Origin of the sequence: Aquabacterium sp. (assembly GCF_041909175.1) — a bacterium.
Lineage (GTDB): Bacteria > Pseudomonadota > Gammaproteobacteria > Burkholderiales > Burkholderiaceae_C > Aquabacterium.
This window is the reverse complement of record NZ_JAYRDZ010000010.1, coordinates 78,921-100,099: the sequence shown is the minus strand read 5'-3', so window position 1 is coordinate 100,099 and position 21,179 is coordinate 78,921. Positions and strand designations below refer to the sequence as shown.

21 protein-coding genes are annotated in these 21,179 nt (G+C 61.9%); 10 read left to right on the top strand and 11 right to left on the bottom strand.

Translation table 11 applies throughout. The features are described from left to right. Positions 1-14: 14 nt before the first annotated feature. Positions 15-149: a hypothetical protein gene (locus ACE3PH_RS14265; protein WP_374320229.1), complete on the bottom strand. Its 135-nt coding sequence runs from the start codon at positions 147-149 to the stop codon at positions 15-17. A 1,382-nt stretch (positions 150-1,531) separates the two neighbouring features. Here ACE3PH_RS14265 and ACE3PH_RS14260 point away from each other — a divergent pair. From ACE3PH_RS14260 to ACE3PH_RS14245, 4 genes are read left to right on the top strand one after another with little or no spacing between them, the layout of a single operon-like run. After that, the gene (locus ACE3PH_RS14260) at positions 1,532-3,694 is read left to right on the top strand and encodes a hypothetical protein (RefSeq protein WP_374320227.1); all 2,163 of its coding nucleotides are present in this window, start codon (positions 1,532-1,534) and stop codon (positions 3,692-3,694) included. Positions 3,695-3,699: 5 nt separating this feature from the next. Then, positions 3,700-4,047, top strand: a complete 348-nt coding sequence (locus tag ACE3PH_RS14255; protein ID WP_374320225.1) for a hypothetical protein — start codon at positions 3,700-3,702, stop codon at positions 4,045-4,047. Positions 4,048-4,062: 15 nt separating this feature from the next. Then, positions 4,063-4,398 (top strand): YbjQ family protein, encoded by a 336-nt coding sequence (locus ACE3PH_RS14250; RefSeq protein WP_374320223.1) that lies wholly within the window; start codon positions 4,063-4,065, stop codon positions 4,396-4,398. Beyond that, the gene (locus ACE3PH_RS14245) at positions 4,395-4,610 is read left to right on the top strand and encodes a hypothetical protein (RefSeq protein ID WP_374320221.1); all 216 of its coding nucleotides are present in this window, start codon (positions 4,395-4,397) and stop codon (positions 4,608-4,610) included. The genes ACE3PH_RS14250 and ACE3PH_RS14245 overlap by 4 nt, the downstream gene beginning before the upstream one ends. 8 nt (positions 4,611-4,618) lie before the next feature. On the opposite strand, the gene ACE3PH_RS14240 is transcribed toward ACE3PH_RS14245, so the two are convergent. From ACE3PH_RS14240 to ACE3PH_RS14230, 3 genes are all read right to left on the bottom strand, one after another. Beyond that, positions 4,619-5,434 carry a tetratricopeptide repeat protein gene (locus tag ACE3PH_RS14240; RefSeq protein ID WP_374320219.1) on the bottom strand — a complete coding sequence of 272 codons (816 nt, stop codon included), beginning with the start codon at positions 5,432-5,434 and terminating at the stop codon, positions 4,619-4,621. Positions 5,435-5,499: 65 nt separating this feature from the next. Next, on the bottom strand, positions 5,500-6,612 hold the full coding sequence (locus ACE3PH_RS14235; protein ID WP_374320217.1) for an NADH:flavin oxidoreductase/NADH oxidase: 1,113 nt from the start codon (positions 6,610-6,612) through the stop codon (positions 5,500-5,502). Positions 6,613-6,625: 13 nt separating this feature from the next. Beyond that, positions 6,626-7,675 carry an NADP(H)-dependent aldo-keto reductase gene (locus ACE3PH_RS14230; protein ID WP_374320215.1) on the bottom strand — a complete coding sequence of 350 codons (1,050 nt, stop codon included), beginning with the start codon at positions 7,673-7,675 and terminating at the stop codon, positions 6,626-6,628. Between the two features lie 296 nt (positions 7,676-7,971). Here ACE3PH_RS14230 and ACE3PH_RS14225 point away from each other — a divergent pair, with 296 nt between their 5' ends. Together ACE3PH_RS14225 and ACE3PH_RS14220 are read left to right on the top strand one after the other, a co-directional pair. Further along, positions 7,972-9,057: a cache domain-containing protein gene (locus ACE3PH_RS14225; protein ID WP_374320213.1), complete on the top strand. Its 1,086-nt coding sequence runs from the start codon at positions 7,972-7,974 to the stop codon at positions 9,055-9,057. A gap of 25 nt (positions 9,058-9,082) precedes the next feature. Further along, positions 9,083-9,670 (top strand): hypothetical protein, encoded by a 588-nt coding sequence (locus ACE3PH_RS14220; protein WP_374320211.1) that lies wholly within the window; start codon positions 9,083-9,085, stop codon positions 9,668-9,670. On the opposite strand, the gene ACE3PH_RS14215 is transcribed toward ACE3PH_RS14220, so the two are convergent. From ACE3PH_RS14215 to ACE3PH_RS14190, 6 genes are read right to left on the bottom strand one after another with little or no spacing between them, the layout of a single operon-like run. Continuing rightward, positions 9,671-9,874 carry a hypothetical protein gene (locus tag ACE3PH_RS14215; RefSeq protein ID WP_374320209.1) on the bottom strand — a complete coding sequence of 68 codons (204 nt, stop codon included), beginning with the start codon at positions 9,872-9,874 and terminating at the stop codon, positions 9,671-9,673. After that, positions 9,871-10,443: a sigma-70 family RNA polymerase sigma factor gene (locus ACE3PH_RS14210; RefSeq protein WP_374320207.1), complete on the bottom strand. Its 573-nt coding sequence runs from the start codon at positions 10,441-10,443 to the stop codon at positions 9,871-9,873. Before ACE3PH_RS14210 ends, ACE3PH_RS14215 begins: the two co-directional genes overlap by 4 nt. Beyond that, on the bottom strand, positions 10,440-10,937 hold the full coding sequence (locus tag ACE3PH_RS14205; RefSeq protein ID WP_374320205.1) for a DoxX family protein: 498 nt from the start codon (positions 10,935-10,937) through the stop codon (positions 10,440-10,442). The genes ACE3PH_RS14210 and ACE3PH_RS14205 overlap by 4 nt, the downstream gene beginning before the upstream one ends. Further along, positions 10,900-11,172, bottom strand: a complete 273-nt coding sequence (locus ACE3PH_RS14200) for a putative DNA-binding domain-containing protein (RefSeq protein ID WP_374320204.1) — start codon at positions 11,170-11,172, stop codon at positions 10,900-10,902. Before ACE3PH_RS14200 ends, ACE3PH_RS14205 begins: the two co-directional genes overlap by 38 nt. Further along, complete coding sequence (locus ACE3PH_RS14195) at positions 11,145-11,951, bottom strand: DUF692 domain-containing protein (RefSeq protein WP_374320202.1); 807 nt, start codon at positions 11,949-11,951, stop codon at positions 11,145-11,147. The genes ACE3PH_RS14200 and ACE3PH_RS14195 overlap by 28 nt, the downstream gene beginning before the upstream one ends. Continuing rightward, complete coding sequence (locus tag ACE3PH_RS14190) at positions 11,948-12,199, bottom strand: hypothetical protein (protein ID WP_374320200.1); 252 nt, start codon at positions 12,197-12,199, stop codon at positions 11,948-11,950. The genes ACE3PH_RS14195 and ACE3PH_RS14190 overlap by 4 nt, the downstream gene beginning before the upstream one ends. 186 nt (positions 12,200-12,385) lie before the next feature. Between ACE3PH_RS14190 and ACE3PH_RS14185 the strand changes: the two genes are divergently transcribed. The 3 genes from ACE3PH_RS14185 to ACE3PH_RS14175 all read left to right on the top strand — a co-directional run bounded on the left by ACE3PH_RS14185 (position 12,386) and on the right by ACE3PH_RS14175 (position 15,056). Beyond that, the gene (locus ACE3PH_RS14185; RefSeq protein WP_374320198.1) at positions 12,386-12,883 is read left to right on the top strand and encodes a hypothetical protein; all 498 of its coding nucleotides are present in this window, start codon (positions 12,386-12,388) and stop codon (positions 12,881-12,883) included. A gap of 136 nt (positions 12,884-13,019) precedes the next feature. Then, positions 13,020-14,012 carry a DHH family phosphoesterase gene (locus ACE3PH_RS14180; protein WP_374320196.1) on the top strand — a complete coding sequence of 331 codons (993 nt, stop codon included), beginning with the start codon at positions 13,020-13,022 and terminating at the stop codon, positions 14,010-14,012. Between the two features lie 6 nt (positions 14,013-14,018). Further along, the gene (locus ACE3PH_RS14175) at positions 14,019-15,056 is read left to right on the top strand and encodes a DUF2157 domain-containing protein (RefSeq protein ID WP_374320194.1); all 1,038 of its coding nucleotides are present in this window, start codon (positions 14,019-14,021) and stop codon (positions 15,054-15,056) included. 13 nt (positions 15,057-15,069) lie between these two features. Here ACE3PH_RS14175 and ACE3PH_RS14170 read toward each other — a convergent pair whose 3' ends face one another. Further along, positions 15,070-15,726, bottom strand: coding sequence for a methyltransferase domain-containing protein (locus tag ACE3PH_RS14170; protein ID WP_374320192.1), 657 nt, complete (start codon positions 15,724-15,726; stop codon positions 15,070-15,072). 352 nt (positions 15,727-16,078) lie between these two features. Between ACE3PH_RS14170 and ACE3PH_RS14165 the strand changes: the two genes are divergently transcribed. Next, the gene (locus tag ACE3PH_RS14165; RefSeq protein WP_374320190.1) at positions 16,079-21,178 is read left to right on the top strand and encodes a heme utilization protein; all 5,100 of its coding nucleotides are present in this window, start codon (positions 16,079-16,081) and stop codon (positions 21,176-21,178) included. The last annotated feature ends 1 nt before the right edge of the window (position 21,179 follow it).

Below are 21,179 nucleotides of genomic sequence, written 5' to 3'. Positions count from 1 at the left end.
GCCTAACGCCCTAGTTAACTGGCGCCGGAGCGCGAAGCGCGCAGGGCACCAATAAGGGCCATGAAAATGCCGAAGGCATGGCCCTTATTGGCGTCCACGTTGAACGCCCCGTTAGGCTTGGCAAACTGTGCGCGGTGATTGATGCTCATGAACACTCCGTTAGGTCTGAATGTCCACAAAAGTCAGACAAGCTTCCCCGCGCCGCTCGAACAGCTTGTTAGGTCGGTTTGTTAGTTTGAAAAGTTGAGGTTCGCAAGCTCACCCCAACCTAAGGCCCCGTTCTTACTTAAAGGTCATGGTCGCGAATGTACCACTTCCTGTGAGCCATTTCCCCCATGGGGTATGGTCTGTGCAGTGGGTAGAGCCTTTCTTGATTTTCTTGTAACAGTCGTAGCAATAAGGCGTAAAACATGTGTCACACATTTTCCAGTTATTTGCGCCCAGTTTTTCAGATCCGGTTTTGCCGCAACCTGCGCACCTCAATGCTTTACCTGGTCTCGTTACACCCATCTGTGTTCTCCTATTTTTGCTGCGCTTGATTCGTTCGGCCAATACGAGGCAGCTTATCATAATGGCCTAACGCTCAGTTAGGCGCTGAATTTTCGCCATTTGTGCTGTGCTTCATTGTTGAATTCGCAGGATTCAATCAATCCAGTACATGGTTGAAAGCTCCGGTAGCAATGATGATCTACGTCCGGTGTTGAATATGGCTATGTCCCTGTTTATGCTCGGAGGCCTGCCAATGCTCCTAGAGTTGAAGCCAGGTTGGTGTGCATAGATCAATAAAGATTCGATCTCATTTAACAGCGATTGCTCTGGGACTGGGTAGCCTTTTTCAGGATCAATGTCAGACCATGCTGTGATCGCCGGGCTAATCGCGGCCAAGTAGATTTGAACCGGGTCTGGTTGGGTTTCAATCCACTGATGTTCGCCAAGTCGTTGGCCAATAGTCCGTGAAGTTTGTCCTATGTAAAGCGGAACAGATCGCCCGTACAAAGAGTGTGTGCCGCAGATCATGTACAAGGCCCAAACCGGGTTTGTCTCGGTTAGAGCGGTGTCAAGGTCGAAAGGACCTTCCCAGTGAACGTTGTAATACGTTGGAGCGAACATGAGTATGAATAGTCCTTTGGTGAGCAGCGAATCGTTCGGGGGGGCAGGTGTGCGGAAGGCGATGGCCTAACGTAATTTAGACGTCAAAACTGACGCATAACAAAGTGGTTTCAGGCGCAAAGTGACGCCTAACCCATTAACCACATCAGGCCCTAACGCCTTGTCGCGTAACACTTTTTGGCTCTTCATCGGCCATCTCTCCCAGGTTATGCGTCACTTGTTGGTTCAGTAACAAGTCGTGTGTAGAGCATAGAGCGCCCAAGGCCCTGGGTCAAACCGTTCGCGCACGGTTTTGTGGCGTTGGTTTCACGCTGTTGTTTGCCCTCTTCAGGTGGCGGAGAGGTGTGACAGACATCACAATGTCGGACAGTGGCGAAGCTGTATTGCCCCGTTTCAAACAGTCTTAAATACGCAGGAACATATGAACACGACCACGCATCGTTGGCGCTTTTTCCGCGCAGGCGGTTTTGACCAGGTTCGGCTCGACAAGGGCGCTGATCTGATCAACCTGGCGCAGCTCGACCAGAAGCTGTGGGTGGCACTGTCGTGCCCCATCAAGGGCCTGGAGCTGGACACCCAAACGCTGGCTCTGATCGATGTTGATGGCGATGGCCAGGTGCGCTCGCCTGAGCTGATTGCCGCAGTGGACTGGGCCCATGCGCGCCTGACGTCGCCTGACACGCTGATTGCCGGTGGGGCACTGGCGCTGTCGGCCATCAACGATGCCACCGAAGACGGCCAGCGTCTGCTGGCTGCTGCCAAGCGCATTCTCAGCAGCCTGGGCAAGGCCGATGCCACCTCCATCAGCGTAGAAGACTGTGCCGACAACGCTCGCATCTTCGCGGGCATGGCTTTCAATGGCGATGGCGTGATCTCGCCTGACGACCATGGTGACGACCTCAAGGCCGTGCTGACGGTGATCATCGAGCGTCTGGGTGGACATGCCGATCGCAGTGGCAAGCCGGGTGTGGACCGTGCGCTGGTAGAGCAGTTTTTCTCTGAAGGGGCCGCGCTGGTGGCCTGGCGCGCTGACGCGGCTGCGTCGGTGGCGGGCTTGCCCGAAGGCAGCGACGTGCCTGCCGCGTTCGAGGCCCTCAAGGCCGTGCGCGACAAGGTGGATGATTTCTTCCTGCGCTGCCACATGGCCGAGTTCGACCCCCGTGCCGGCGCCTTGCTCAACGGCAGTGAAGATGACCTGCGCGGCATTGGCAGCAAGCTGATGGTGGACCCCGGTCACGCCGACATCGCCGCTTTGCCGCTGGCTTTTGTGAAGAGCGGCTCTGCCTTGCCTTTGCTGGCGGGTGTGAACCCGGTGTGGGCGCCTGCTGTGCAGGCACTGCGCGAGAAGGTGGTGGCGCCATTGCTGGGCGAGCGCGCCGAGCTGAACGAGGCCGACTGGGCCGGGCTCAAGGCCCGCTTTGCCGGCTTCGAGGCGTGGCAGTCTGCCAAGCCCACCTCGGCACTGGAAGAGATGGACGCCGCCGAGCTGGCCTCGTTGGTGGGCAGCGATGCCCAGACCCGCTTGCTGGACCTCATCACCCAAGACGAAGCCGCAGCCGACGAGGCCGCGCTGATTGGCGATGTCGAGCGCCTGGTGCGCTATGTGCGCGACCTGGCCCGCCTGGCGAACAACTTCGTGTCGTTCACCGATTTCTACACCCGCCGCGACAAGGCCAGCTTCCAGGCTGGCACGCTCTACATTGACGGCCGCAGCTGCGATCTGTGCGTGAAGGTGCTCGACGCGGGCAAGCATGCTGCCTTGGCTGCGCTGTCAGGCGTCTACCTGGTCTATTGCGATTGCACCCGTCAGGGTGAAAAGATGACCATTGCCGCCGCTGTGACGGCGGGTGACTCTGACCAGCTGATGGTGGGCCGCAATGGCGTCTTCTATGACCGGCTGGGCCGCGACTGGGACGCCACCATTGTCAAGATCATTGACCACCCCATCAGCATTCGCCAGGCTTTCTGGTCGCCCTACAAGAAGGTGGCCCGCCTGGTGGCCGACCAGGTGCAGAAGTTTGCTGCTGCCAAGGCCAAGGCCTCTGACGACCTGACCACGCAAGCCGTGGCCAAGGCCGGAGAAAAGGCCGCCACGGCACCGGCTGCAGCAGGGGCACCGGCCCCAGCGCCTGCGCCGTTTGATGCAGCCAAGTTCGCCGGCATCTTTGCCGCAGTGGGTTTGGCAGTGGGTGCCATCGGCACGGCACTGGCTTCGGTGGTGACCGGCTTCCTGGGCCTCAAGGGCTGGCAGATGCCACTGGCTCTGCTGGGCCTGGTGGTGATCGTGTCCGGGCCGGCCATGGCCATGGCTTACTTCAAGTTGCGTAACCGCAACCTGGGCCCCATGCTCGACGCCAATGGCTGGGCCGTGAACACGCGCGCGCGCATCAACATTCCGTTTGGCACGGCGCTCACGCAAATTGCCAAGCTGCCAGAAGGTGCCGAGCGCGCGTTGACCGACCCCTACGCCGAGAAGAAGACCCCCTGGGGCACCTACCTGTTGCTGCTGGCCATTGTGCTGGGTGCTGCGGGCTATGTGTACTTCGCCGGCGGCGTGCAGGCCGTGTTTGCACACCTGAAGTGAGCGCCATGGAGGCACCTGAGCAGCCAGGGGCTGAGGCCCCGTCAAAGAGCTTGTCTACGCCGGCGCTCATCTCGCTGCTGGCCTTGACGCTCTTGGGTCTGATCGGCGGCTGGATGGTGCTCTTGATGGGCGGCTTTTATTCCAAGCCGGGCAAGTTCTCGCATCAACCGGCCACGTTCGTGTCGGGGCCCATGGCCCTGGTCATGGTGACCATCGAGTTTGCGATGAGCGCCATTGGTGTCGCATCGGTGCTGCAAGCCTGGCGCTGCAGCAAGGCGTGGCAGTGGTTTGGCAGCTGTGCAGTGCTGCTGCCTCCGCTGGTGTTTGTGCTACTGGGCTGGTATCAATCGTGATTTCAAGGGAGCGTCATGGAAGCAAAAATGGTGACCACGGCACTTGAGTTGCCGGGCTATGACATCATCGACAACGTCGGGGTGGTGCGGGGCATTGTGGTGCGCTCGCGGTCCATTGTCGGCAACATCTTTGGCGGCCTGCAGACCATTGTGGGCGGCAACATCACCATCTACACGAACATGTGCGAGCAGGCCCGCAAGGACGCCTACAAGCTCATGTGTGCCCAGGCGGATGGCAACCAGGCCAATGCCATCGTGGCGGTGAAATACGACGCCACCGAAGTGATGCGCGGCGTGACCGAGGTGCTGTGCTACGGCACGGCCGTCATCGTGCGGAGAAAGCAGCTGTGAAGTCGGCCTTGATGGTGGGCATGGCCCTGTTCATCTCGGGCATCGTGGCAGCACTGCTGCAGATGTGGTTTACACCCTGGTCTGCAGAGCTGTTTCTGAAGATCGAGATCACGCTGGGGGCGTTGTTCCTGATCGCCATTGCCGTCTGGTTCACCCGCAAGGAATACAGCGACTTCCGGCGTCAGGAAAAGGACGTGAGCCTGGACGACTGAGCCTGCGTTCAGCTCCAGTCGTCTGAGCTGCTGGCGCTGCTGCCGTCGTCCCACGACGAGGTGTCGTTGATGCCGAAGTCGGCACCGCCCATGTCGAAGTCGTTGGCCGCAGAGCGGTTCAGCTGGGTGGTGTCAACTGCGCCGAGCACATCATGACTGGTGTCGCTGCTGCCACCCAGCACGCGGTGCATGAGGGCTTCACCGGCCACCATGCCCGCGCCGACAGCCGCGCCTGTGGCCAGCCCGCCCAGGATGCCCGATCCCATGCCGCCTGATGGCTGCATGGGGGTGGGGGTTGGGCCGTAGTAGGTGCTGCCACCAGCGGCGGAGGGGTTCATCGGCATGTAGACGTTGCTGGCCTGGCTGGCGCGGGCCTTGAAGAACATGAACAAGGCGCCCAGCACGGCAGCGGCACCCAGCAGCATGCCCCAGGGCATCTGGTGGCTGGAAGCCGGGCTGGCTGGGGCGCTCAGGCTGGCGGGCGCGAGGTGGTTGCCGCCGCTGAGTTGGGCTTTGAGTTCGGAGACGGCTGCGGGCTTGGCAAAGGGCAGGCCGGGCTCGAGTTGTTCCGCCTTGGCCAACTCAGACCGGGCGTCGGCCACGCGGCCTTCCTTGGCGAGGATGTCGGCATCCACATAGTGCGCCTTGGCGCTGTTCGGGTGGCTGCGCAGCACCTGCTCCATCATCTGCTGTGCTTGCGCCAACTGGCCTGATTCAGCGGCCTGGTAGACCTGATGCAGGGTGGGGTCGGCAGCCAGGGCTGCCAGGCTGAGGGTGGCCGCAGCCACAAAGGTCATGAGCTTGAACGGGGTGGTGTGACGCACGGTTCAACTCCTTCAACATACACGGGGTGTGAGACCTGTGTGGGCCGAAAAAGTTCAACCGCGCCTCAACGCTGGCCGTTGCGGCTGTGCTTGAACAGGTTGCGGTAAGCCGCTGGTTGAGAGCGCCAGTATTGGGGGGCGGCATCCACTTGGTCGCCCAGTTCGGCGGCGGCATGCCAGGGCCAGCGCGGGTCATAGAGGATGCCGCGTGCCAGGGCCACCATGTCGGCCTGGTCTTGCTGCAAGATGGTTTCGGCTTGTCGGGCTTCGGTGATCAGGCCCACGCCGACGATGGGTGTGCTGACCTGTTCCTTGATGGCCTGGGCCAGCGGGATTTGGTAGCCCGGGCCGATGGGGATTTGCTGCTGGGCCGACAGGCCGCCGCTGGACACATGGATGTAGTGGGCGCCACGACGCTCCAGTTCTTTGGCCAGGGCGATGGACTGGGTGACATCCCAGCCGCCCTCGACCCAGTCGGTGGCCGGGATGCGCACGCCGATGGGGCGCTCTGCCGGGAAAGCCGCGCGCATGCCGTCGAACACTTCCAGCGGGAAGCGCATGCGGTTGTCGAGCGAACCACCATAGCGGTCGGTGCGCTGGTTGCTCAGTGGGGACAGGAACTGGTGCAGCAGGTAGCCATGCGCTGCGTGCAGTTCGATCAGGTCAAAGCCCACCGCGGCCGCACGGCGTGCTGCGTCGGCAAAAGCTTGGCGGATGCGGGCCAGGCCGGCGTCGTCCAGCGCCACGGGGGCGGGCTCGCTGGGGGCGTAGGGCAGGGCAGAGGGCGCGACGGTTTGCCAGCCACCTTGTGCGGGCGACAGCAGGGCACCGCCTTCCCACGGGGGCTGGCTGGAGGCCTTGCGGCCAGCGTGGGCCAGTTGCACGGCCAGCGGCATGGGGCTGTAGCGGCGGATGCCTTCGACCACGCGCCGCAGGGCGGCTTCGGTCTGGTCCGACCACAGCCCGATGTCGCGCGGCGAGATGCGGCCTTCGGGCTCGACGGCGGTGGCCTCCACGATGAGCAGGCCGGCACCCGAGAGCGCCAGCTGGCCCAGGTGGATCAGGTGCCAGTCGGTGGCGCAGCCGGCTTCTGCCGAGTACTGGCACATCGGGGCAATGACGATGCGGTTGGGCAGGGTCAGCTGCCCCAGGGTGATGGGGGTGAACAGCTTGCTCATGGTGGGCGCTTTCTCAGGGGGCCGGGTTGGGGTAGCGGCGGTGGATGGCCTCGATACCTTCCAGCACAGGCTGGGGCAGCGTCACGTCGATGGAGGCGATGTTGCTGCGCAGTTGTTCCAGCGTGGTGGCACCAATGATGTTGGTGGTCACGAAGTCGCGGCTGGTGACGAAGGCGAGGGCGCCTTGCGCCGGGTCGATGCCATGCTGACGGAACAAGGTGACGTACTCGTAGGCGGCCCGCTCGGCGTTGTCGTTGCTGTAGCGGCTGAAGCGTTCGAACAGGCTCAGGCGGGCGCCTTCCGGGCGTTGACCAGCCAGGTATTTGCCGCTCAACACACCAAAGGCCAGTGGCGAGTAGGCCAGCAGGCCCACCTCTTCGCGGAGGGCCATTTCTGACAGGCCGATCTCGAAGGTGCGGTTGAGCAGGCTGTAGGGATTCTGGATGCTGACGACGCGGGGCAGGCCCAGCCGCTCGGCATGGTGCAGAAACTGGCTCATGCCCCAGGGCGTTTCATTCGAAATGCCGACATGCCTGACCTTGCCCGACTTCACCAGTTCGGCCAGGGCTTCGAGGGTTTCGGCGATGGGGGTGGTGTCTTCGTCCTTGACGTGCTGGTAGCCCAGTTGCCCGAACATGTTGGTGGAGCGGTCAGGCCAGTGCAGTTGGTAGAGGTCGACGTAGTCGGTCTGCAGGCGCTGCAGGCTCAGGTTGATGGCTTCGGTGAGGTTGGCCTTGGTGTGCAGCAAGTTGCCGCCGCGCACATGGCTGGGCCGTGCGGCCTGCCGGGCGGGGCCCGTCGCCTTGGTGGCGAGCACGATGTCCTGACGGCGGCCGGTTTTCTTCAGCCATGTGCCGATGTAGCGTTCCGTCAGACCCTGGGTTTCAGGACGGGGCGGCACCGGGTACATCTCGGCGGTGTCGATCAGGGTGATGCCGGCGTCGAGAGCCAGATCAATCTGGGCATGGGCTTCAGCTTCGGTGTTTTGCTGGCCCCAGGTCATGGTGCCCAGCGCAATGGCGCTGACCTGGATGCCGGTGCGGCCGAGCGGGCGGTATTGCATGGCGATGTCCGAAATAAAAAAGTCTGGACACCATCCTAGGCCTGTTTCAACGGCTTGTCCGGCATGTGGATATCACGGCCGTCTGGAGAAGTGTACGCGGCCAAACACCGTGAGTTCCCTGCATCTCGTGACCGATTAAGCGATAACAGCGTTTCTTGTTTTACAAAGTACAACCGTTTAACTGGGGTCATCGATATGATCATTTCTCACCTATCTGTGTTCGGTTTTTCGGAACGGTGCTGGGGCCCTGATGGCTGATTGGCTGGGGCCCGGCGCTTCCATACTTGAGGTATCACATGGCTAAAGGGACCAACGTCCGTTTCGGGGGTATTCAGGGCAAGTTGTTCGCCGCTTTCCTCGCGGTGTCGCTTATTCCCTTGCTCGTGGTCTGGCTGCTGGACCGCTCTCAGGCCGAGTCGCTGGCCAGCAGCGCGGCCGAAAACAGCTTGCAGCAGACATCAGATGTCATCGTCAACAACATTGATGACTGGACCGCTCTGAACGTGAAGGTGCTGCAACTGACCGGTGGGCAGCAAGCGGTGCGCTCAGGCAATGTGGCCGAGACCAAGGCACTGCTGATTGGCATCCAGGGGCAACTGCCGTGGGTGAACTTTGCACACGTGATGTCTCTCAACGGGCAGGACACCGCGCGCAGTGACGAACTGGCTGCTGTGAACTATGGCGACCGCCAGTATTTCAAGGACGCGGTGGCGAAGTCGACCCTGACGTCTGATGTGGTGATCTCGAAGACGTCGAAGAAACCGACGCTGGCGCTGGCTGTGCCGGTCAAGGGTGAAAGCATGGCGCCCGTAGCGGTGATCAGTCTGACTGCCAGCCTGGACGACATTGCCGACACCGTGCTGAAAAAGAGCATTGGCAAGACGGGTTACGCCATCTTGACGGACGCCAGCGGCAAGCTGATTGCTTCACCGAAGGAGATGGGTGAAAAGGGCCTGGTGGACATGAGCGCCCACCCGGTGGTGGCAGCCGCCAAGGCGGGCAAGCTGGGCCTGATGCATGCCGAGGTGAATGGCCGCCCTGTGCTGGCCTACTCGCAGCGGACCGACATGGGCTGGATCGCCATCGTGCAGCAAGACGAAGCGGAGGTGAACGCGCCGCTGCGCAGTCTCGATACCTCGGCCTTGATCCTGCTGGTGGTGACCAGTGTCATCGTGGTGGGCCTGGCGCTGGTGAGCTCGCGTGGGCTGGTGCGCCCCATCGTGCACTTGACCGAAGTGGCCGACCAGATCAGCCGCGGTCAGTTGGAGCACAAACTGCCGGAATCGGATCGGGGCGATGAGATCGGTGCGTTGGCGAAGTCGATTGATCGGCTGGCCAAGAGCATGAAGATCGCCATGGACCGCCTGCGCAACAACCGTTGACCACTCGGAATTTGGAGGCGAAGCCTTGAGCACACCAGACTTCATCCAGACTCTGAGGCGCCTGTGCGATGGCGTCGAAACCGGCACCTTGTTCCTGTTGACCAAGGAAAACAGGCAGGTCCGCATCGGCATCGAGCAGGGTCGCATCACGGCATTGAGCATGCTGCCGTTCAAAGGCCTGGCTGCCGTGCAGGCCCTGACGACGGCGTCGATCACCTCGGTACGGTTTCAGGCGCAGATGGTGTCACCGGGCCGCGATGAGCTGCCCGGTACCGCGACCATCTTGAGCCTGCTGAGTGCGGGCGGTGGGCCGGAGCCCGCTGCAGCGCCTACGTCAGCCCCGGCTTCGGCCCCTGCCGCGGCACCAACTGAGGGGGGTGACACCGATGCAGGTTGGTCACCGCCCAAGTTGAGCGCGGAGGTGCTGGCCATTGTCGAGCACGAAATGGCCGAGTACCTGGGCCCGATTGCCAGCCTGTTGATCGAAGAGCAGGCCGGCAAGTTTGTCAGTGCAGAGTCGCTGATCAACGCCTTGTTGCCCAACTTCTCTGAGTACAACGACGGCATCGCCTTCGCCAAGAAGGTGCGTCAACGGCTCAGCGGGAAAGGCTGATCAGGGCGTCTCGTCCGGTTCGGCCAGGTGGGCCTGGTAATTTTGAAGAATGGCGTCCAGACGGGCGTCGTTGCGGGTGAAGGCGCGGCAGTGTCGGCACACCAGCCGATGGCTGGTTGCGCGCACCTTGTCGACCAGGCCGGCTTCCTTGAGCTGTCCTGATGTCAGCTTGAAGATGTAGTCCTTGCAGGTCAGGCGCTTCATGCTGGGGCTCCTTCAAACCAGTTCTGGGTCAGGCACAGCTGAATCTGCTTGCGGGCGCGGCTCATGCATTGCCAGTAGTCGGCTTTGGTCAGGCCCAGCGTCTGGCAGATTTCCTCAGCCTCGCACTCGAGGAATTCCTTCATGCTGAAGACCCGGGCCGGTTTGCCCGGCAGCTTGTGCACGCACAGGTCGACCACGGCAAAGAACTGTTCGGTTTGCAACTGGGCATCGGGCGCGACCCAGGCGGATGGGGCCACACCTTCTGCCCAGTGGCTGCGCTCGTCAAACAGCACGTTGTCGAGGTCGTCGGCAAAGGCTTCGCTGTAGCCCACTTCGGGCCGGTATTTGCAGCGCAAGCGGTCGGTGATCTTGTGCTTGAGGATGCCGAACAGGTAGCGCCTGGGGTCAGCCTGCGACAGGGTGGTGGTGTCGGCCGTCAGCAGCGCAGTCAGGGCATCCTGCACGGCATCTTCCGCTTCTTCGCGGGGTTGCAGGTGCAAGAGGGCAAAACGCAGCATGGGGCCACGCCAGACGCGGGCCCATTGTTCCAGGTCGAGGGGGTCGCTCATGTGCTCAGCGCGGGGCTCCGGTGGTGTCGCCACCAGTGGGGCAGGTGATCTGCGGCGTATTGTCCGCCGCCTTGGGTCAGGATGGCAAAGAGCATGATGGACAGCATCAGCGGCACCTTGAAGCCCTGGCCCGCATCGGTGTCGATCTGGTTCCAGCCGGCCCAGCCCAGATCGAAATGCACGCTGTAGACGGCCACGTAGGTGATGAACAGCAGGGCCAGCGCCGACAGCCGGCTCAACAGGCCCAGTGCCAGGCAGCAACCAAACAGCACCTCGCCGCCCCCCGCGACCACCCAGTTCACCTGGGTAGGCAACCAGGCTACCGGCCAGGGAAAGTGCAGCATGGCGAACCACTCGGGGGCTTGCAGACCACCGGCGAGCTTGAGGGTGCCGGCCTGGACGAATTCCTGGGCAACCCACAGCCGCAAGGCGAGCAGCCCGAGGTCTTGCAGGCCGTTAAGCGGCTTCGTGAGCCAGAAAGGCAAGGAAGGCATCTTGGATATCTCCATAGAAGTGGCTGGACCATTGCGACTGGCGCACGAAGGCTTCCATCAGCGCCTGCCACGGGGCTTCACCCAGTTGGGCTCGGATGTCGGGGTAGTGGGCTTCCACCATCTGGCAGGCGCCAAGGTAGACCAGGTGCCGGTACACGCGCAGGCCGGCTTCGCTGTAGCCCGGGGGCACGGTCTCGCTGCGGCCCCTCACATAGTCGTAGAAGGCGTCAGCCATGCGAGCTCCTGGTTGATGCGTTCGAGCGAGGGGATGTCGTTGTCCCATTCCAGCAGGATGGGCAGGTCGTGGCGCTGGTGCAGGGTGTGGGCCCAGCTAGCGGTGTCGGCTTCCACCGGCTGGCTGTGGGTGTCGATGTAGAGCCCGAAGCGTGCGTCGAACTCGTGACCGGCCACATGCAGATAGGTGACGCGTGCGAGGTCCACCTGCGAGAGGTAGTCTGCCAGCGCGCACCCGCCGTGGTTCTTGTGGTTGACGGTGATGTTGTTCAGATCAAGCAGGATCTGGCAATCGGCTTGCCGCGCCACCTCGTTGAGGAAGCTCACCTCGTCCATGTCACCGATGTTGGTGTACCAGGTGGTGTTCTCGATGGCGATACGCTGGCCGAGGAGATCTTGCGCCTGCCGGATGCGGGCGCTGACCCGCCTGGCCTCTGACAGCGTGAACGGGATGGGAAACAGATCGTGCAGTTGGTGGGCGTCGCCACTGGCGGCCAGGTGGTCGGAGTAGTGACGTACGTCCAGCTCGTGCATCAGTTGCCGGACCTGGTCGAGGAAGCCATCGTTCAGGGGCGTGTGCCCGCCCAGGTTCAGCGAGACACCATGCAGGCACAGGGGGCGACCGCTTTCACGCAAGGCATGTAGCCGGTGCCGGTCGCGATGGATCCAGTTCTCGGGGGCGACTTCAAAGAAGTCAGCTGCAATGGCCCGGGCATCCCAGTCGGCCATGTCGCGTCGGTAGCCCAGTCCAGCCATGATGGTGTCTCCCTGGGTGCTCACTTCTTGCTGCAGCTGGCTTCTTTCTTGGAACAGCTTGCTTCCTTTTTGCTGCAGGAGGCTTCCTTCTTGGCACACGAAGCATCACGGGCGGCTTCGGATGCGGGTTGGGCAGCCGATGCGGCCTTGGCGCTGACTTCCTTCTTGCTGCAGCTGCCTGCACCGCATTTGCGGTCAGCCGTGGTGCCGGCCATGGCGGCGGACGAGGCAATCAGGGCGCTGGCGATGGTGGCGATGGTCTTGATGTTCATAGGGGTGTCCCGTTTGGAAAATCGTGCAGCAAGGTGTGCACGACTGTCCTAGTCGGGGCGAGCCATCGATTCCTGACAATCTTTTTGAAAAATGTTTTCTGACGCCGAGTGGTCCGATGTGGGATAACCTGGCGTTCATGAAGCAGATCGGGCTCGCCCCCTGATCACACGGAAGTGGGAGACCGCATGTCGATCTTGCAGACAAGTTCAGCCCCGGGCCTGGCCCAGGGGCAAGCCGAGTTGGTGCTGGATGCCACGTCGACCCGACTGAGCTGGCCAGGGCAGGCGGCCTCCCAGGTGGTTTTGCCGCTGGGGCTGGTCTCGACAGGCCAGCGCTTTCGCAGCACGGTGCCGACGCCGCTGGAGCTGGAAACCGTGATCGCCGAGGTGGAAGACATCGTCATGCCCCTGGCTGCAAAGGTGCCGGCCGATCTGGTGCTGCACCTGAGCGGACCGGCCGTGGCCCTGCTGGCTGACCAGATCGGCCATACCCGCGCGGGAAGAGTCGATGTCGGTGTCGACGAGTTCGAGGCCGTGTTCAACGAGCTGGCGGCCTTGTCCCTGGGGCGCCCGCTCAGCCAGACCACCTTGCCGCTGGGGCCGGGCTTGTCTGTATCGGTGGTGGTGATACGCGAGCTGTTGCATCACCTCCGATTCAAGGGGCTGTCGATGTCGCTGGCCTGAAGTTGTCCACGAAATCTGTGGATAACTTTGTTGGCAAACGTTGGGCAAACGAAATTCCTCCAGGGAAACAGGGTAGGTTGCTGCGAAATGAGGCAACCTGTCATGACAGGACGATTACCATGTTGGATTCTGTTCAATGACGGGTGCGTCGCCGCACTTTGCCCTTTCCGTGACAACTGGTCTCTTCACCTCTCTGCCTGGGCTGGCCGTTCAGCCCTCCAAGTCAGACCCGAACCCGCTGGTGATTTACCACGGCAAATGCCCTGATGGTTTCGGGGCTGCGCTGGCGGCCTGGCTGTATTTCGACGGGCAGGGCGAGTACCTGGGGGTGAGCCACGGTAAGGTCACCACGCTGGAAGACCTGCCACCACTGGATGGCCGTGCGGTCTACATCCTCGACTTCTCGTTTGATGAGGCCCTGATGCAGGGCATCGACGAGCGGGCCGCCAAACTGGTCATGCTGGACCACCACAAGAGTGCTGCCGACCGTCTGGGCCAGTTCAAGTGCCGCTGCGGCGCAGTGCATTTCGACATGAACCAGTCGGGCGCCATGCTGGCCTGGAAGTTCTTCTTCCCCGAACAGGCCGTGCCTGATCTGATCCGTTTCGTGCAGGACCGCGACCTGTGGAACTGGGCCTTCCCGGAAAGCGCCGCCTTCCTGTCGGCCCTCGACCTGGAGCCCAATGAGTTTCCGCGCTGGGCCGAGGTGGCGGCTTTCTCGCCCGAGCAGGTGGCCAGTTTCTGCCAGCGCGGCTCGGCCATGAACGAAAAATTCCTGGCGCTGTGCCGCGACATTGGCGAAGGTGCCGCACCATTGACCTTCAACGGCCAGCAAGGCGTGATGGTGAACTGTCCGGGCGCCTTCACCAGCGAGGTCGGCAACATGCTGTCGGCCGCATGCGGCACCTTTGCACTGCTGTGGAGCGTGTCGAAAGACGGCACCGTGAAGGTGGGGCTGCGCTCGGTGCAAGGCTTCAACTGCATCCCCATGGCTGAATCCATGGGCGGTGGTGGCCACGCACAGGCTTGCGGTTTCCGCATGGGCCCGGAGCGTCTGGCCGAATTGCTGACGGGCGTGTTCTGGTCGAATCCGGACGAAGCGCCCACCACGTCACCTGAGACAGTCTGACCAGCCATGGACATCAAGCGCCCCCAACTGGACGAAGCCGTGCGTCGGGGGTTGCTCTCCGATAGCCAGGCCACGCAACTCTGGGCATTTCTGTCTGAACAAGGGCAGAACACCCCGAGCTTCCGCATGACCCACATCCTCTATTACCTGGGGGGCATGATCGCCATCGGGGCCATGACGCTGTTCATGAACCTGGGCTGGGAGAGCTTCGGTGGGGGCGGGCTGCTGGTCATTTCACTGCTGTATGCGGTGGCCGGGCTGGGGCTGACCGAGCACCTGCTGAAGGCGCGGCACCTGCCGATCCCAGCGGGCATCACCGCCACCTTTGTCGTGGTGCTCACGCCGCTGGCCGTCTATGGCCTGCAGGTGATGATGGGCTGGTGGGCCGATGGCCGGGTCTACCGCGACTACCACGTCTTCATTGACTGGCGCTGGCTGATGATGGAGCTGGCCACGCTGGCCGTGGCAGCCTTGATGCTGTGGCGCTACCGCCTGGCCTTCCTGGTGATGCCGGTGGCGGTGACGCTCTGGTACATGAGCATGGACCTGGTGCCTTATCTGTTCGGCTACAACCAGGTCGACTGGGCGACGCGCCAGTTCGTATCGCTGTGGTTTGGTCTGCTGATGACCTTGCTGGCCTTCTGGGTGGATGTGCGCACGCGCCACGCCACGCAGGACTTTCCCTTCTGGCTGTACCTGTTCGGCGTGCTGACCTTCTGGGGCGCGCTGTCATCTATGAATTCGGACAGCGAGTGGTCCAAGCTGGGCTATTGCGCCATCAACCTGTTGATGATTGGCATCGGGGCCCTGCTGTCACGCCGGGTGTTTGCCGTGTTTGGCGGGCTGGGTGTGGCGGCGTACCTGGGCCATCTGGCGGCCACCGTGTTCAAGGACAGCCTGCTGTTTCCGCTCGCCTTGACGGCCATCGGCCTGGGCGTGGTTTATGTGGGCATTCTCTGGCAGCGTCACGAGGCACGCATCACGGCGCGTTTGCGCGCCAGCCTGCCAGCCGTGTTGAGCGAGATGCTGGCCAACCGCGACTGACCTGATGAGCTCCTCAGGGCCGTGGTGTTGCGGTGTGCCCGCTGGCGATATAGCCGCCGCCCCAGATGGCTTCTTCGACCTCGAAGTCGTTCAGCATGGGGGCCAGCAGCGTCCAGGGTTCGGCCAACCCTTCCAGTGACGATACCGAATACAGCGCGGCCGACAGCACATACAGGTTGACGGGCAGGCACCAGGGCAGGGCCCACTTCAGGCCGGTGGACACCACCCGTGCACCTGGCTTGAGTTGCGCGCAGAGGTGGCCCAGCGCACATGGGTTGCGCACGATGTCGTGGGTGAAATGCAGCAGCAGCGCATCGGCACGACCTTGCCAGCGGGCTTCGGCTGCGGGGGCCAGCACCAGTTCGATGTTGTCCCAGCCGTTGTCGACCACACGCTGGCGGGCCTGTGCCAGCATGTCGGCGCTTTGTTCGATGGCGATGATGCGGCCTGTCGGGCCGACCGCGTTTTCAAGCAAACCGAAGCTCAGGCCGGTGCCACAGCCGACGTCCAACACGGTTTGCCCTGCTTGCAGGGCCAGTTTGTCGATGGCTGCATGCCGCAAAGGCTCGAACGCCTGCAACTCGTAGTCGTAGATCGGAGCCCGATACCGGTAAATCGCCAATGCAGCGGCGTTGTCGGGCGTCTCCATGGATGTTTTCTGGTCGGCCATGAGCACTCCTTGGTGAGCTCTGGACTGCGGTCCGACTGTAATCCGTATCACGCCAGGCGGAAAGCCGACTGGATCAAGTTTGTCGACATGTCACTGTGTTGGCTTGAGTGTTGCCAATGTGAAGTTGTGAGTGCTCAATGCTTTACAAATGTGAGGCGCTGGTGCGCCATGCCGGCCGTTTTCCCTCTGAGCGCATGGATGGCTAGCACAGTCGGCTTTGTCACAGCCGCGTACATAACGGGGTGAAGTGGCTGTAATTGAGCGTTTGGATTTCTGGGTAATCCGTAGCCTTCGGGCATCGGCGCATGCGGTCTGCCGCGGGTGCTGTATCTGTTCCATACGGAGTACCGCGATGTCCACGACCATTCCACAGCTTTCGGCCGATCAGGTCGCTGCCTTGTCAACCAGCTCCATTGCTGCCTTGACCAAGGAGGACTGGGCTGCGTTCTCTGCGGAGCAGATTCAGGCTTTGACATCGTCCCAGCTGAAAGCCATATCGACACAAAGTGTCTATGCCTTGAGCTCGGCCAACATCCAGTCGCTGTCGGTTGACCAGATCACCTCTTTGAACAGCACGGCGTTGAAGTCTTTGTCGACGCAGGCGGTGGCGGTGTTGTCGGTTGACCAGCTGCAGGCCTTGGGTACCGGGCAGCTGCGCTACTTCACGACGGCTGAAATGCGTGCCCTGACCACGGTGCAGATTGATGCCTTGAGTGATGAACAGGTGGCTTCCCTGAGCAGTTCATCGGTGGTGGCGCTGACGGTCGATCAGATCGGTGCGCTGTCGTCCACCGATGTGGCTTCTCTGAGCTCGCTGGCGATTCGCGCGCTGACCAGTGCCCAGATCCATGGGCTCAGTGCCGATCAAGTCGATGGGCTGTCCGCAACCCTGGTGCGCAACCTCACCACCTCGGCGATTGCTGCCATCAACACTGAGGCGTTGAGCTCCCTGAGTGAGGACCAGATCGGGGCCTTGACCTCGGCACAGGCCGCCGCACTGACGACCGACCAGATTCATGCCCTGACGTTGGATCAGGTTCAGGCCTTGTCGACCACGGCGATCAAGTCCCTGACCACCAAGGAGTTGGCTGCACTCGATACGGACCAGATCAGTGCGTTGCGCAGCGATCAAATGCGTGCCATGACCACCACTGAGATCCGTGCGTTGAGCACCCAGCAGTTGCAGGCGCTCAGCGCGGATCAGATCGCGGCCATTGCGACTGCCGGCATTGCCGTGTTGAGTACAGCCCAGATCGTGGCGCTCACGACCGACGACATCGGCGGCCTGGGCACGGCCCAGATCGGGGCCCTGGGCTCACGTCAGGTGAGCAGCATCGAACTGGAAGATCTGCAGGCCTTCAGTGGCGAGCAAATTGCCGCGCTCAAATCGACGCAGATTACCGGGCTCACAACCGCGCAGATTCATGCACTCAGCGATGACCAGGTGGCCGCTTTGTCGACGCTGGCCATCAAGGCGTTGACGATTGCCCAGGTTGATGCTTTGAGCAGCGACCAGATGAATGCCTGGAGTGCGACCCAGATGAAGGCGCTCAGTACCAGCGTCATTGCTGCGCTGTCGACCGCCGACATCGCAGCGCTGGACCCGACGCGCATCGACTCTTTGTCATCGACGCAGTTGGCCGTGCTGTCCTCGACACAGTTTCGAGCCCTGTCGACCGATCAAATTGAGTCCCTGTCGACCTCGACGATCAAGTCGTTGAGCAGCAAGGTGATTGCCGCCCTGAGTGATGCCCAGTTGCAAGCCTTGTCGGAAGATCAGGTCGGTGTGCTGACCACGGCCGATGTGCGGGCCCTGTCGAGTGCTCAGATCTCGGCACTGAGCAGCGACCAGATCGCAGCGCTCAGCACGGGTGCGATTGCAGCCATGACTTCGACGCAGATGGCTGGCCTGTCGGCGGATGATCTGGGCGCTTTGACCACCACCCAGATGGCCGCGCTGACCAAGTCTCAGATTGCGGGCTTGAGTGCTTCGACGCTGCAGGCTTTGAGCGCTGATCAGATCCATGCCTTGACAGCGGCCCAGGTACAAGGCCTCACGACGACGCAGTTGGTGGCACTCCGCGATGACCAGATCGCCTCGTTGTCGACGCTGGCGGTGGCAGCGCTGGGAACCACCCAGATCCTCGGCCTCACGACCGAGCAACTGACGGCGTTTTCCGAAGACCAGATCCGCGCCATCAGCACCCGGACCCTGACAGCCTTGACGACACAAGACATTGGGGCGCTGACCCTGGATCAGGTTGGTGCGCTGACATCGACACAGGTCGCGGTGCTGGGTACCGCACAGTTGCAGGCACTGTCTACCGATCAGCTTCAGTCCTTGTCGACGAGTGCCATCAGGGGCCTGACCACGAAAGAGGTGGTCGCACTCACGATGGAGCAGATCGGCGCCTTGACGGGCGATCAGATGTCGGCGCTGACCACGACCGAGGTGCGTGCATTCACCACCACGCAAGTGCAGGGTTTCGATGCCGATCAGTTGGCAGCCATCTCGACAGCGGCCATCCAGGCTTTGTCGACGGTTCAGTTCCAGGCTCTGACGGGCGAGCAGATGCAGGCTCTGACAGTCGGCCAGATCCGGGTGCTGACAACGCAGGAGATGCGGGCATTGACCAACGATGACCTGCAGGTTCTCAATGGTGACCAGGTCGCAGCGCTGGGTTCTACCCAGGTCCTGGCCATGGGAACCAGTCAGATTGCGGCGTTCACCACAGACCAGATTCAATCGCTGTCCACGGATGTGATCCATGCGCTGACGACCAAACAGGTGTCTGCCATGACCTCCGATCAGCTGGCCGCACTGACCAATGATCAGGCCGCTGCCTTGAGCACCACCTACATGGCGTCCCTGTCGACAGCTCAGATGGCGGCGATGTCTACCGAGCAACTCTCGGAATTGGCCACAACCTCGGTCCAGGTCATCAGCTCTGTGCAGGCAGCTGCGTTGACCGCCGTGCAGTTGTCTTCGTTTGACAGCAGTCAGATCGCGGCATTGTCTACGGCCGTCATCAAATCGCTGGCCACCAGCGTCTTGAGCAAGCTGGACGCCGATGACATCGGGGCATTGACCTCGGCACAGGTGGTCGCGCTGGGAACTGCACAAATCAAGTCGCTGACAGCCGACCAGGTCGATTCCTTGTCTCTGTCTGCAGTGAAGGCGCTGACGGCGGCGCAGATCGGTGCGCTCACGTCGACACAGTTCGCTGCCTTGACCAGCGATCAGATCCGTGTGTTGACCACAACGGAGTTGGCAGCGTTCGATACGAATGACATGCGCTGCTTGAGTGAGGATCAGATCGGCGCATTGACTGCATTGCAGATCGGCTCCCTGTCCACGGCCCAGATTCAGTCCCTGACGACCGATCAGATCAGTGCCTTGAGCGACTACCAGGTGCAGGCCCTCAGTACCAAGGCGGTGGCAGCCCTGACGGCTGTGCAGTTGGCTGCATTCAGTGATGACCAGATCCATGCCATGGAGACCGTCGATGTACGTGCACTCAGCACGACGCAGATCACCTGGTTGTCCGAAGAGCAAATTGGTGCCCTGTCGAGCAGCGCCGTCCAGGCATTGAGCACCTTGCAGTTGATGGCATTGAGCACGGCTCAATTGCAGGCGCTCAGCGGTGAGCAGTTTGCGGCCTTGACCACGACGGAGCTGCGCGCCTTGACCACTGACCGGATCGCGGCGCTCACCACCGAACAGCTCGAATACCTGACTGCGACACAGGCCGTTTCGCTGACAAGCCTCCAGCTGCAGGCCTTGTCGACAGCACAGATTGGCGCTTTGTCACTGGACGCGATTGAAGCCCTGAGCACCCGCCAGGTGGTGGCACTGACCACGGCCCAGATTCGAGCCCTGGATGTCGACCAGATCGAGGTTTTGAGCTCCAGCGACGTTCGCGCGATGAGCGTGGACCAGATCACGGCCCTGACTGCGGACCAGATCAGTGCGCTGACCACGGCCTCGGTAGCGGCCATGACCACGTTGCAGGTGGCGGCACTGGGAAGCGACGCTGTGGGGGCTTTGTCCGAAGCGCAGGTGGCTGCCTTGACGACCAGCCAGATGGCGGTCATCAGCACGACTGCATTGCAGGCGCTGGACATCGATCAACTGGCCCAATTGAGCTCCTCGCAGGTCGGCGCGTTGACGACCGATCAGATCCATGCGCTGACAGCCGATCAGATGAACTCTCTGAGCTCGACGCAGTTTGCCGGATTGAGCTCGGCCGACATCAGGGCGCTGACTGTGGAACAGATTGGTGCCCTGTCTGAAGACGTGGTCCGTGGGCTGACCACGACCCAGGCGCAGGCGTTGAGTTCAGAGCAGGTCGCAGCATTGAACCTGGATCAGGTCTCGGTGCTCACCAAGTCCGATCTGGCAGCCATCAGTACAGGGGCGTTGGCTGGTTTCTCGGCAGACCAGATCGAAACCCTGAGCTCGACCCAGGTGCAGGCCTTCGGCACGGCGCAGATCGAAGCTTTGAGCACCACTCAGATCGAGGCACTCACCACCACGGCGATCCATTCGCTCAAGACCCAGGTGATCGAGGCACTCAATTCGACCCAGGTTGCTGCCCTCACGGTGGAGCAGGTCGAGGCTTTGACCTCGTCACAACTGGCCGTGTTCTCAACTGCTGATCTGGCTGCCTTGAGCATGACGCAGGTCGCTGCCCTGTCATCGACACAGTTGAGCGGCTTGTCGACGACGCAACTGAGCGCATTGACCTCGGTGTCGCCAATTGTGCTGGACCTCAATGGTGACGGCGTATCGACGCTGTCTGCCAGCTCCGGGGTGCAGTTTGACCTGCTGGGAACGGGTATGGCGCAGCAGGTGGGTTGGGTATCGGCCACCGATGGCTTGCTGGTGATGGACCGCAATCACGATGGTCTGATCAACAATGGCACCGAGCTGTTCGGGACGGGCACCCGTCTGAGCAATGGCGCCATGGCCGGCAATGGTTACACCGCGTTGTCCGAGCTGGACTCGAATCACGATGGGGTGATCAGCCAGGCCGATGCCAAGTGGAATGAGTTGAATGTATGGGTTGATGCCAACCAGGATGGGGTGTCTTCCGCTGCTGAGCTCAAGAGTTTGCAGGAGCTGGGCATTGTCTCGCTGGCGCTGGATGCCAGCCGCTCCAGCACGGTGGATCACGGCAACTTGCTGGGGCTGGTGTCGAGTTACACCACGACCGACGGGACGACGCATGCCATGGCGGATGTGTGGTTTGCCAAGGCCAGCACCTCGTCCACCAGCCAGGTCAGTCTGGGTGACTTGCTGTCCGGGCCCACGGCGGATGTGATGGCGCTCGGTACGGTGGATGGCACGTCTGCCGCCACGACGGCCGACTCGTCGACTTCGCTGGTGAGCCACCACGCCAGGGCCGACCACCACGAGGTCGGGCAGCATCAGTTCCTGCCCTGGCTGTGAC